The organism is Streptomyces sp. AF1A, from assembly GCF_047340315.1.
In the GTDB taxonomy this organism is placed as follows: domain Bacteria; phylum Actinomycetota; class Actinomycetes; order Streptomycetales; family Streptomycetaceae; genus Streptomyces.
This window is the reverse complement of sequence record NZ_JBLEBI010000072.1, coordinates 19,144-30,491: the sequence shown is the minus strand read 5'-3', so window position 1 is coordinate 30,491 and position 11,348 is coordinate 19,144. Positions and strand designations below refer to the sequence as shown.

The 11,348-nt window shown below is 71.2% G+C and carries 8 protein-coding genes and 1 pseudogene; 6 read left to right on the top strand and 3 right to left on the bottom strand.

Annotated features, from left to right (window positions below):
• A partial coding sequence (locus ACLU3S_RS20230) for an AAA family ATPase (RefSeq protein WP_413953307.1) occupies positions 1 to 1,267 on the top strand: 1,267 nt, incomplete at its 5' end.
• 203 nt (positions 1,268 to 1,470) lie between these two features.
• Positions 1,471 to 2,889, top strand: coding sequence for a sugar porter family MFS transporter (locus tag ACLU3S_RS20225; RefSeq protein ID WP_413953306.1), 1,419 nt, complete (start codon positions 1,471 to 1,473; stop codon positions 2,887 to 2,889).
• Between the two features lie 166 nt (positions 2,890 to 3,055).
• On the opposite strand, the gene ACLU3S_RS20220 is transcribed toward ACLU3S_RS20225, so the two are convergent.
• Positions 3,056 to 4,027 (bottom strand): LLM class flavin-dependent oxidoreductase, encoded by a 972-nt coding sequence (locus tag ACLU3S_RS20220; RefSeq protein ID WP_413953305.1) that lies wholly within the window; start codon positions 4,025 to 4,027, stop codon positions 3,056 to 3,058.
• An 87-nt stretch (positions 4,028 to 4,114) separates the two neighbouring features.
• Positions 4,115 to 5,105: pseudogene (locus ACLU3S_RS20215) on the bottom strand (cytosine permease).
• 180 nt (positions 5,106 to 5,285) lie between these two features.
• Between ACLU3S_RS20215 and ftsY the strand changes: the two are divergent.
• Entirely contained in the window at positions 5,286 to 6,491 is a 1,206-nt protein-coding gene (ftsY, locus tag ACLU3S_RS20210; RefSeq protein WP_413953304.1) for a signal recognition particle-docking protein FtsY, read from the top strand.
• 169 nt (positions 6,492 to 6,660) lie between these two features.
• On the opposite strand, the gene ACLU3S_RS20205 is transcribed toward ftsY, so the two are convergent.
• Positions 6,661 to 7,323, bottom strand: a complete 663-nt coding sequence (locus ACLU3S_RS20205; RefSeq protein WP_413953303.1) for a bifunctional DNA primase/polymerase — start codon at positions 7,321 to 7,323, stop codon at positions 6,661 to 6,663.
• Between the two features lie 458 nt (positions 7,324 to 7,781).
• On the opposite strand from ACLU3S_RS20205, the gene ACLU3S_RS20200 reads away from it, so the two are divergent.
• From ACLU3S_RS20200 to ACLU3S_RS20190, 3 genes are all read left to right on the top strand, one after another.
• Complete coding sequence (locus ACLU3S_RS20200) at positions 7,782 to 9,260, top strand: hypothetical protein (protein WP_413953302.1); 1,479 nt, start codon at positions 7,782 to 7,784, stop codon at positions 9,258 to 9,260.
• 405 nt (positions 9,261 to 9,665) lie between these two features.
• Positions 9,666 to 11,009 carry an ammonium transporter gene (locus ACLU3S_RS20195; protein ID WP_413953301.1) on the top strand — a complete coding sequence of 448 codons (1,344 nt, stop codon included), beginning with the start codon at positions 9,666 to 9,668 and terminating at the stop codon, positions 11,007 to 11,009.
• Positions 11,006 to 11,344, top strand: coding sequence for a P-II family nitrogen regulator (locus ACLU3S_RS20190; protein WP_100828472.1), 339 nt, complete (start codon positions 11,006 to 11,008; stop codon positions 11,342 to 11,344). The genes ACLU3S_RS20195 and ACLU3S_RS20190 overlap by 4 nt, the downstream gene beginning before the upstream one ends.
• Positions 11,345 to 11,348: the final 4 nt, after the last annotated feature.

The following is an 11,348-nucleotide window of genomic DNA, read 5'->3' as shown; positions in this document are numbered from 1 at the left end:
GGAGATGCCGGTGGAGGAGGAGCCGGACACCTCGGTGCGCGACCGGCTGGCCGCCGACGGCGCCAATGCGCGGCAGACCGAGATGGAGGCCCGGCTACAGGTCCGCACGCACGAGGAGCGGGTCAAGGGGCTCGCCGGGCGGGCCGACTCGCTCGACCGGGCCGCCCGCGCGGAACGCGAGGCACGCGCGCGTGCCGAGCAGCGCCGGGCCCGGCTGCGGCACGAGGCGGCCGTGGCCCAGGCCGTCGCCTCCGGCGCCCGGCAGCTGCTCGCGCACATCGAGGTCTCCCTCGCCCGGGCCGAGCAGGAACGTACCGCCGCCGAGGCCGCCAAGGCCCGGCGCGAGCAGGAGCTGACGGCCGCGCGCACCGCCGGCCGTGAACTGAAGGCCGAACTCGACAAGTTGACGGATTCGGTGCACCGCGGCGAGGTACTCGGCGCCGAGAAGCGGCTGCGCATAGAGCAGCTGGAGACCAAGGCGCTGGAGGAGTTGGGTGTCGAACCGGAGGGGCTGGTGGCGGAGTACGGCCCGCACCAGCCCGTGCCGCCCTCGCCCCCCGCCGAGGGCGAGACGCTGCCGGAGGACCCCGAGCACCCCCGCAACCAGCCGCGCCCCTTCGTGCGTGCCGAGCAGGAGAAGCGGCTCAAGGCCGCCGAGCGGGCGTACCAGCAGCTGGGCAAGGTCAACCCGCTGGCCCTGGAGGAGTTCGCGGCGCTGGAGGAGCGGCACAAGTTCCTCAGCGAGCAGCTGGAGGACCTGAAGAAGACCCGTGCCGACCTGCTGCAGGTGGTGAAGGAGGTCGACGAGCGCGTCGAGCAGGTCTTCACCGAGGCCTACCGGGACACGGCCCGCGAGTTCGAGGGCGTCTTCAGCCGGCTGTTCCCCGGCGGTGAGGGACGGCTCGTGCTCACCGACCCCGACAACATGCTCACCACGGGCGTCGACGTCGAGGCGCGTCCCCCGGGCAAGAAGGTCAAGCGGCTCTCCCTGCTCTCCGGCGGCGAGCGCTCGCTGACCGCCGTGGCGCTGCTGGTGTCGATCTTCAAGGCGCGGCCGAGCCCGTTCTACGTCATGGACGAGGTCGAGGCGGCCCTGGACGACACCAACCTCCAGCGGCTGATCCGGATCATGCAGGAGCTGCAGGAGGCGTCCCAGCTGATCGTGATCACGCACCAGAAGCGGACGATGGAGGTCGCCGACGCGCTCTACGGCGTGTCGATGCAGGGCGACGGCGTCTCCAAGGTGATCTCGCAGCGCCTTCGTTAGCCGAACACCACCCAAGACCATCCGACTCTGTGTTCAAGAGGTGAACGTAGAGACCTTTGCCGTATCGAAGAATTCACAGCCTTACGGGTATTGACTTCGATACTTGAACACATAGTCTCTCCAGCGTTGCTTTTACCTTCAGGTCTTACCTGCAAGGGCTCACCCCCCACGCGGCAGCGTTGCCGCGGCCCGAGGAGATACACGTGACCAGCACGACGCAGGCACCACCGTCAGGAGCCAGGACGGCCCATCCCGAGCATCTCGGGCACGTCATCTTCATCGCGGCGGCTGCCGCCATGGGCGGCTTCCTCTTCGGTTACGACAGCTCCGTCATCAACGGTGCCGTCGAGGCCATCCGGGACCGGTACGACATCGGTTCCGCGGCGCTTGCCCAGGTCATCGCCATCGCCCTGATCGGCTGTGCCATCGGTGCCGCCACGGCGGGTCGCATAGCCGACCGCATCGGCCGCATCCGCTGCATGCGGATCGCCGCAGTCCTGTTCACGATCAGCGCCGTCGGCTCCGCGCTGCCCTTCGCCCTGTGGGACCTCGCCCTGTGGCGCATCGTCGGCGGCTTCGCCATCGGCATGGCCTCCGTGATCGGCCCGGCCTACATCGCCGAGGTCGCCCCGCCCGCCTACCGCGGCCGGCTCGGCTCCTTCCAGCAGGCCGCGATCGTCGTCGGCATCGCCATCTCCCAGCTGGTCAACTGGGGCCTGCTCAACGCCGCCGACGGCAAGCAGCGCGGCCACCTGATGGGCCTGGAGGCCTGGCAGGTCATGCTCGGCGTGATGGTGATCCCGGCTGTGCTCTACGGCATGCTGTCCTTCGCGATCCCGGAGTCCCCGCGCTTCCTGCTCTCCGTCGGCAAGCGTGACCGCGCCAAGGAGATCCTCGCCGAGGTCGAGGGCGGGAACACCGACCTGGACGGGCGCGTCGCCGAGATCGAGCTGGCGATGAGGAGCGAGCACAGGTCCACCTTCAAGGACCTGCTCGGCGGCGGCTTCTTCTTCAAGCCGATCGTCTGGGTCGGCATCGGCCTGTCGGTCTTCCAGCAGTTCGTCGGCATCAACGTCGCGTTCTACTACTCCTCGACGCTGTGGCAGTCGGTCGGTGTCGACCCGACGGACTCGTTCTTCTACTCCTTCACGACGTCGATCATCAACATCCTCGGCACCGTGATCGCGATGATCTTCGTGGACCGCGTCGGCCGCAAGCCGCTCGCGCTCATCGGCTCGATCGGCATGGCCGTCGGCCTGGCCCTGGAGGCCTGGGCGTTCTCGTCCCACCTGGTCGACGGCAGGCTCCCCGCCACCCAGGGCTGGGTCGCGCTGATCGCCGCCCACGGGTTCGTGCTCTTCTTCGCCCTCTCCTGGGGTGTGGTCGTCTGGGTCATGCTCGGCGAGATGTTCCCGAACCGGATCCGCGCCGCCGCCCTGGGCGTGGCCGCCGCCGCGCAGTGGATCGCCAACTGGGCCATCACCGCGAGCTTCCCGTCGCTGGCCGACTGGAACCTGTCCGGCACCTACGTGATCTACACGGTCTTCGCCGCGCTCTCCATCCCGTTCGTCCTGAAGTTCGTCAAGGAGACGAAGGGCAAGTCGCTGGAGGAGATGGGCTGAGCGGCCCCCGAACCCGGGGAGAAGGGCCAAGTCCCCGCTGCCCCTCTCCCCGCACCGTCCGCCGCCCCCGGCCCGGCCACTGCCCGGACCGGGGGCGGCGCGCGTCGTACGCGACGGTCGGGACACGTCCCCGGTGCCCCGGCCGGGCCGGCGGACGCCGTCGCGATCAGCCGCCCAGTGCCGGAAGCACCCCCTGCGCGAACAGCCGCAGGCTGCGCCACCCCTCCTCCACCGGCATGCCGCCCGCCAGCGGATGCAGGACGAGGCTGTCGGCGCCCAGCGCGACGCACTCGCCCGGCGTGAGGACGCGGTACACGCCCTCCGCGCGCAGCTCCTCCACCGTCGTGGCCGCCGACCTCACGGCCGACCGGATCTGCCCGGACTGCCAGGAGGCGTACGTCCGCGCCTCGTGCAGAAAGTGCGTGCCGTACTGCGCCCAGGCCCGGTCCGGGTCCTCGGACAGGTGCAGCAGCGGGGTCTCGGCGGCCGGCATCATGGTCCAGCCCTCGGTGCCGTACTCGGCGAGCCTCTCCTTGTAGTACGCCTCAAGCTCCGGCAGATGCGCGCTGGGGAAGAACGGCAGGCCCAGGCGGGCCGCCCGGCGGGCGGCGGCCTTCGAGGAGCCGCCGACCAGCAGCAGGGGGTGCGGGTCGGTGTACGGGCGCGGGGTGAGCCGTACCGTGCGCCCCCGGTACGCGAACTCCTCGCCGGACCACGCCTTCAGCAGCGTCTCCAGCAGTTCGTCCTGCAGCCGGCCGCGCCGCCGCCAGTCCACGCCGAACAGGTCGTACTCCTCGGGCCGATAGCCGATCCCGGCCACCGTCACGAGCCGTCCGCCGCTCAGCAGGTCCAGCACGGAGATCTCCTCGGCCAGCCGGAGCGGATCGTGCAAGGGGCCGATGACCGCCGACACGGTCACCGCGATCCTCCGGGTCGCCCCGAACACCGCGCCCGCGAAGGCGAACGGCGACGGCAGCCAGTTGTCGTCCGCGCCGTGGTGCTCCTCGGTCTGCACGGTGCCGATCCCGTGCTCGTCCGCGTACGCGGCCATCTCCAGGGCGGCGCGGTAGCGGGCGGAGAGCTCGGCGGGGGCGGCGCCGGGCGCGACGAGGTTGAAACGGACGACCGTGACGGGCATGGGAACTCCCCCTCCGGTGCGAGGCGCGGTGGAGGGGGACATTAGCTGACGGGGTGTCAGATATCCAGGGCGGGCGGCCCCGCCCGGTCAGACCGCCGCGGTCACGCGCTCCTCGGCCGGCTCCGCGGAGGGCGCGGGGACGGCACCCGTCGGCTTCGGCAGGACCAGGTACAGCAGCCCGGAGATCACGATCGTGGCGACCCAGCCGAGGCCGTACCGGCCGATGACGTTGTTCTTCGCGAGCGGGCCGGTGAACCAGTCCGAGGTGGTGAACGTCAGGCCCGACACCAGGCCGGTCGCCCAGGCGGCCACGGCCGCGGGGGAGAAGCCGCCCCGGTACCAGTACGCGCTGGTGGGGGTGGTGTCCGACAGGGCCGCGCCGTCGTACTCGAGCGGTCGGGATCCAGCTCACGCCGCCGGCCGCGATCATGCCGATGCCGGTAATCACCGCGGCCGTGGAGCCGGCGCCGTGGTGCGCCACCTTCGGCCAGTCGGTGTTCGCCGCCAGATGGACCAGGACCAGCACCGAGAACAGCCCGAAGAGATACGTCGCGTACGTGTTGCACTTCCGCACGGCGTTGATGCCGAGCCCCGAGATCGCGAACGTCGCCACGACGAACCCCAGCAGCATCACCAGGTCGAGCGCGCCGTCGGCCTTGATGCCGAACATGACGTCCAGGACGGTGAGCATCGCGTAGGCGCCGGTGACCGCGTTGATCGTCTCCCAGCCCCAGCGGGCCACCCAGATCAGCGAGCCGGGCAGCAGGTTCCCGCGCTGCCCGAAGACCGCGCGCGACAGCGCCATGCCGGGCGCCCCGCCCCGCTTGCCGGCGATGCCGATCAGCCCGACCAGGCCGTACGGCACGACGGGTGCGGCCACCGCGACGACCAGCGCCTGCCGGATGTCCAGGTGGTAGGCGACGACCAGGCTCGCGCCCATCGTCAGCAGCAGCACGCTGATGTTGGCGCCCACCCAGGTGGGGAACAGGTCGCGGGTCCGTCCGGTGCGCTCGTGCTCCGGGACCTGCTCGATGCCGCGGGTCTCGAGGGCGCCATCGGTCTCGACGGTTTTGCTCATGGAGGAGGGTGCCTGAGGGTGGGGGGAGGGGGCGGTCGGACCCCGCGCGCGTCGTCAGGGCCCCCGCCATCCTACTTTGTTGCGACTCATCGGTTTAAGTGGCGTTTTGAGTGGCGTTTGTCTCCGGGGCGACGTCACAAGCCGGGTGCGGCGCACCCCATGGCCGATACTGGACGCGTTATGGAAACCGTCATCCTTGCTGTAGTCATCGCCGTGGTCGTGCTCGCGGCCCTCGGCGGGCTGGTGGTCGGCAGCCGGCGCCGGAAGCCGCTGCCCCCGCCCCCGCCCAAGGCGCCCGACATCACCGCGCCCCCGGCCGAGCCGCACGTCGGCGACGAGGCCGAGACGCCGCGCGACGAACCGCGCCGGACGATCGAGGAGGTGGATCTCCCGGGCGGCCCCGCACCGGTCGTCATCGAGGAGGAGCCGCCCGTTGTCGAGGCTCCCGCGATCGAGATCCCGGAGCCCACCGAAGGCCGCCTGGTCCGCCTGCGCGCCCGCCTGTCCCGCTCGCAGAACGCCCTCGGCAAGGGCCTGCTCACGCTGCTCTCGCGTGAGCACCTCGACGAGGACACCTGGGAGGAGATCGAGGACACGCTGCTCACCGCCGACGTCGGCGTGCAGCCCACCCAGGAGCTGGTCGAGCGGCTGCGCGAGCGCGTCAAGGTGCTCGGCACCCGCACCCCGCAGGAGCTGCGCGGCCTGCTGCGCGACGAGCTGCTCACGCTGGTCGGCACCGACCTGGACCGCACGGTCAGGACCGAGCCCGAGGACCGCAAGCCCGGCATTGTGATGATCGTCGGCGTCAACGGCACCGGCAAGACCACCACCACCGGCAAGCTCGCGCGCGTGCTCGTGGCCGACGGACGCACCGTGGTGCTCGGCGCCGCCGACACCTTCCGAGCCGCCGCCGCCGACCAGCTGCAGACCTGGGGCGAGCGCGTCGGCGCCCACACCGTGCGCGGCCCCGAGGCCGGCGACCCCGCCTCCGTGGCCTTCGACGCGGTCAAGGAGGGCAAGGAGATGGGGGTCGACGTCGTCCTCATCGACACCGCCGGCCGCCTGCACACCAAGACCGGCCTCATGGACGAGCTGGGCAAGGTCAAGCGTGTGGTCGAGAAGCACGCGCCGCTGGACGAGGTGCTGCTCGTCCTGGACGCCACGACCGGACAGAACGGTCTCGTGCAGGCCCGGGTCTTCGCCGAGGTCGTGGACATCACCGGCATCGTGCTGACCAAGCTGGACGGTACGGCCAAGGGCGGCATCGTCGTCGCGGTCCAGCGTGAGCTGGGCGTGCCGGTCAAGCTGGTCGGGCTCGGCGAGGGCGCGGACGATCTGGCGCCGTTCGAGCCGGAGGCGTTCGTGGACGCCCTGATCGGTGACTGAGCAGGGGGTGGCCTCCACCCCCTGCCCGTCGAGAAGCGCCCGTCCCAAGGTGCAGTAGGGACGGGCGCTTCGCCTGTGCGGGCGCGTGTGCCGCCTGCAGCCAGGTGCGTCTGCTGCCCGTGACGCCGCCCGTGGCGCCTGTGGCCCGTGGCGCTTGCCGCCCGTGCGCCTACGCCCGGGCCCTGGACCGGTGGGCCACATACGCCAGCGTGCCCAGCAGCAGCCGGGCCGCCGGGGGCCGGGTCGCGCAGTCCAGGGCGGGCGGGCGCAGCCAGCGCACCGGTCCCAGGCCGGCCCGGTCCGAGGGCGGCGCGGTGATGTGCGTACCGGGCCCGAGCCCGCGCAGGTCCAGGGCGCCCGGGTCGTCCCAGCCCATGCGGTAGAGCAGCCGGGGCAGCTCGGCGGCGGCGCCGGGCGCGACGAGGAAGTGGGCGCGGCCCTCGGGGGTGGCGGTCACCGGGCCGACGGGGAGCCCCATGCGCTCCAGGCGGACCAGGGCGCGGCGGCCGGCGGGCTCGGACACCTCGACGACGTCGAACGCGCGCCCGACCGGCAGCATCACCGAGGCTCCCGGGAACTCGGCCCAGGCCTTGGTCACCTCGTCCAGCGTGGCGCCGGCCGGCACCTCGGGCGCGAAGTCGAGCGGATGCGCGCCCGGCGCGGGGCAGTCGGCGGTCCCGCAGGAGCAGACGCCCGCCCCGGCCCGTGCGCCCGGCACCACGTCCCAGCCCCACAGCCCGGTGAACTCGGCGACGGCGGTGCACTCCGAGGACCGGCCGCGCCGGCGTGTGCCGGAGCGGATCTCGCGAATGCCGCCGATCGTGAAGCCCATGCCCCCTCCAACGGGTCCAGCGCGCCGGTGGTTACGACACGGAACGAGACGGAAGCGGAACGTAACGCTACGGCTCGGCCTTCCCGAGGTGCCGGGAGGTCAAGGCGGCGCCCGGAAGCACACCTGGTGGCGCGCCGAAGCACATGCGCCCCCAGCGCGCATCACTCCGCCCACTTCCAGCCGTCCTATGTCAAGTGAATCGCGCGCAGGCCACCGTGAGTTCATTCGATGGGGTGGCGAATGGTGGCGATTCCGGGATCCCGGTGGCTGAGCCGGTGATCGTAGGATTACTGTGAGTGCGCGAGGCCTGGGGGCACATGCACTCATGGGTATGCCGGAGGCAAGCCGTCAGCTCGTTCGAAGGGTGAGAACCGGCGGACGGGAGGCCGTATTCACCGGCATCCTGATAGGGCTTGGCGCACTCGGCGACAAGTGGTCTCAGGGATGGGGGCGTTCCAGTGGGCGGCAACGGCGGTAGCGGGACGAACGCTGACAAGCGCCCCAACGAGCTGCTCGGCTCGTGGTTCGTGCGCAGCGGCTGGTCCAAGGGCGAGCTGGCCCGCCAGGTGAACCGGCGGGCACGGCAGCTGGGCGCCAACCACATCTCCACCGACACCTCGCGCGTGCGCCGCTGGCTCGACGGGGAGAACCCGCGCGAACCGATCCCGCGCATCCTCTCGGAGCTGTTCTCCGAGCGCTTCGGCTGCGTGGTCTCCATCGAGGACCTCGGGCTGCGCGCCGTCCGCCAGTCACCCTCCGCGTCCGGTGTCGACCTGCCCTGGACCGGCCCGCAGACGGTCGCCCTGCTGGGCGAGTTCTCGCGCAGCGACCTGATGCTCGCCCGGCGCGGCTTCCTCGGCACCTCCCTGGCGCTGTCCGCGGGGCCCTCCCTGATCGAGCCCATGCAGCGCTGGCTCGTGCCCGCCCTGGGCGGCCCCACCGCGCCCGAGCCCGATCAGGTCCTCGACACCCGCAGGCCGGGCCGGCTGTCCAAGCCCGAGCTGGACCTGCTGGAGTCGACCACGCGGATGTTCCGCCAGTGGGACGCCCAGTGCGGGGGCGGGCTGCGCCGCAAGGCGGTCGTCGGCCAGCTGCACGAGGTCACCGACCTCCTCCAGGAACCCCAGCCCGAGGCCACCACCCGCAAGCTCTTCAAGGTCGCCGCCGAGCTCGCCGAACTGGCCGGATGGATGTCGTACGACGTGGGCCTGCAGCCCACCGCGCAGAAGTACTTCGTGCTCGCCCTGCACGCCGCCAAGGAGGCCGGGGACCGGCCGCTGGGCTCCTACATCCTCTCCAGCATGAGCCGCCAGATGATCCATCTGGGCCGGCCCGACGACGCCCTGGAGCTGATCCATCTCGCCCAGTACGGCAGCCGCGACTGCGCGAGCCCGCGGACCCAGTCGATGCTGTATGCGATGGAGGCCCGGGCGTACGCCAACATGGGCCAGCCCGGCAAGACCAAGCGCGCGGTCCGCATGGCCGAGGACACCTTCGCCGAGGCCCACGAGTGGGACGAGCCGGACCCCGACTGGATCCGCTTCTTCTCCGAGGCCGAACTGTACGGCGAGAACTCCCACTCCTTCCGCGACCTCGCGTACGTCGCCGGCCGCAGCCCCGCCTACGCCTCCCTGGCCGAGCCGCTCATGCAGCGGGCGGTGGAGCTGTTCGCCAAGGACGCCGAGCACCAGCGGTCGTATGCGCTGAACCTGATCGGCATGGCCACCGTGCACCTGTTGCAGCGCGAACCCGAGCGCGGCACCGAGTACGCCTCTCAGGCCATGAGCATCGCCAAGAAGGTCCGCTCCGAGCGTGTGAACACCCGTATCCGAAAGACGGTCGACGCGGCCGTCCGCGACCACGGCGATCTCGCCGCCGTGATCGATCTCAGCGAGCAGCTCGCCACCGACCTCCCGGAGAGCGTCGAGGCCGTCTGACCGCCCCACCACCCATGCCCCGGCCGCGGCCGGTCCTCCCGAACTGCCCGACTCGGCTCCCCCATCGCCAGGTCATCGAGAGGCCCGCCGCGGCCGGTCTGTCGTGTGCGCCCGAACCGGCGCCGCTTCCGCGGATGCGGTGGCCCGCCGTCGTGGCTCCTCACCTGATGGTGGAGGTCGCGTTCATGATGACTGCGTGACGATAACGATCGGCGCACCCGTCGTCCCGCGGTTCATCCAGGCGTAACAAGCAGGGCGCCCTTGTCACCCCGGCGAAACAACGAGGGGCTTGAACCGAAACCGCGCTGCGCCAGTCTCGTGGCGCATAACCGGCCGCCCCCACCACCCGCCGGACCGCTCAGGCACCGCCCGCACAGGGCCGTACCAACCGACGAGGAGACGCCGATGGCACCAGCCGTCATGCTTGCGGCGGACGCACCCAAGCTGTCGTCCGCCAACACAGGCTTCATGCTCATTGCTTCCGCCCTGGTGCTGATCATGACGCCGGGTCTCGCCTTCTTCTACGGGGGCATGGTCCGAGTCAAGAGCACCCTGAACATGCTGATGATGAGCTTCATCAGCATGGGGATCGTCACCATCCTGTGGGTGCTGTACGGCTTCTCCCTCGCCTTCGGCACCCACAACAGCCTCATCGGCTGGGACCCCGACTGGCTGGGCCTGCGCAGGATCGGCCTGACGGAGCTCTGGCCCGGCTACACCATCCCCGTCTTCGTGTTCATGGTCTTCCAGATGATGTTCGCGATCATCACGCCGGCCCTGATCAGCGGCGCCCTCGCGGACCGCGTCAAGTTCTCGGCCTGGTCGCTGTTCATCGCCCTCTGGCTGACCATCGTCTACGTCCCGGTCGCCCACTGGGTCTGGGGCGCGGACGGCTGGGCCTACAAGCTCGGCGTGATCGACTTCGCGGGCGGTACGGCGGTCCACATCAACGCGGGTGCGGCGGCCCTGGGCGTCATCCTCGTCATCGGCAAGCGCGTCGGCTTCAAGAAGGACCCGATGCGCCCGCACAGCCTGCCGCTGGTCATGCTCGGCGCCGGCCTGCTGTGGTTCGGCTGGTTCGGCTTCAACGCGGGTTCCTGGCTCGGCAACGACGACGGCGTCGGCGCGCTGATGTTCGTCAACACGCAGGTCGCGACGGCCGCCGCCATGCTGGCCTGGCTCGCCTACGAGAAGATCCGCCACGGCGCGTTCACCACGCTGGGCGCCGCCTCCGGCGCGGTCGCCGGCCTGGTCGCGATCACCCCGTCCGGCGGCGCGGTCTCCCCGCTCGGCGCGATCGCCGTCGGCGCCGTCGCCGGAGTCGCCTGCGCCGCGGCCGTGGGCCTGAAGTTCAGGTTCGGCTACGACGACTCGCTCGACGTCGTCGGCGTCCACATGGTCGGCGGCATCATCGGCTCCCTGCTCATCGGCTTCTTCGCCACCGGCAAGGGCCAGTCCACCGCGACGGGGGTCCTCTACGGCCACCACACCTGGACCCAGCTGTGGAAGCAGTGCGCCGGCGTCGGCGCGGTCCTCGCCTACTCCCTGATCGTCTCCGCGGTCCTCGCCTTCCTGCTCGACAAGACCATCGGGATGCGCGTCACCCAGGACGAGGAGATCTCCGGCATCGACCAGGCGCAGCACGCCGAGACCGCATACGACTTCAGCGGCGCCGGCGGCGGCGTCCTCGGCTCCGCCGCACCCGCCCCGACCCCGGCCGCCACGCAGAACAAGAAGGTGGATGCATGAAGCTCATCACCGCCGTCGTGAAGCCCCACCGGCTCGACGAGATCAAGGAGGCCCTGCAGGCCTTCGGCGTCCACGGTCTGACGGTCACCGAGGCCAGCGGGTACGGCCGGCAGCGCGGCCACACCGAGGTGTACCGCGGGGCGGAGTACACCGTCGACCTGGTCCCCAAGATCCGCATCGAGGTTCTGGCCGAGGACGACGACGCCGAGCAGCTCGTCGAGGTCATCGTCAAGGCGGCCCGCACCGGCAAGATCGGTGACGGCAAGGTGTGGTCCCTGCCGGTCGAGACGGCCGTACGGGTCCGCACCGGCGAGCGCGGCCCGGACGCGCTCTGAACAG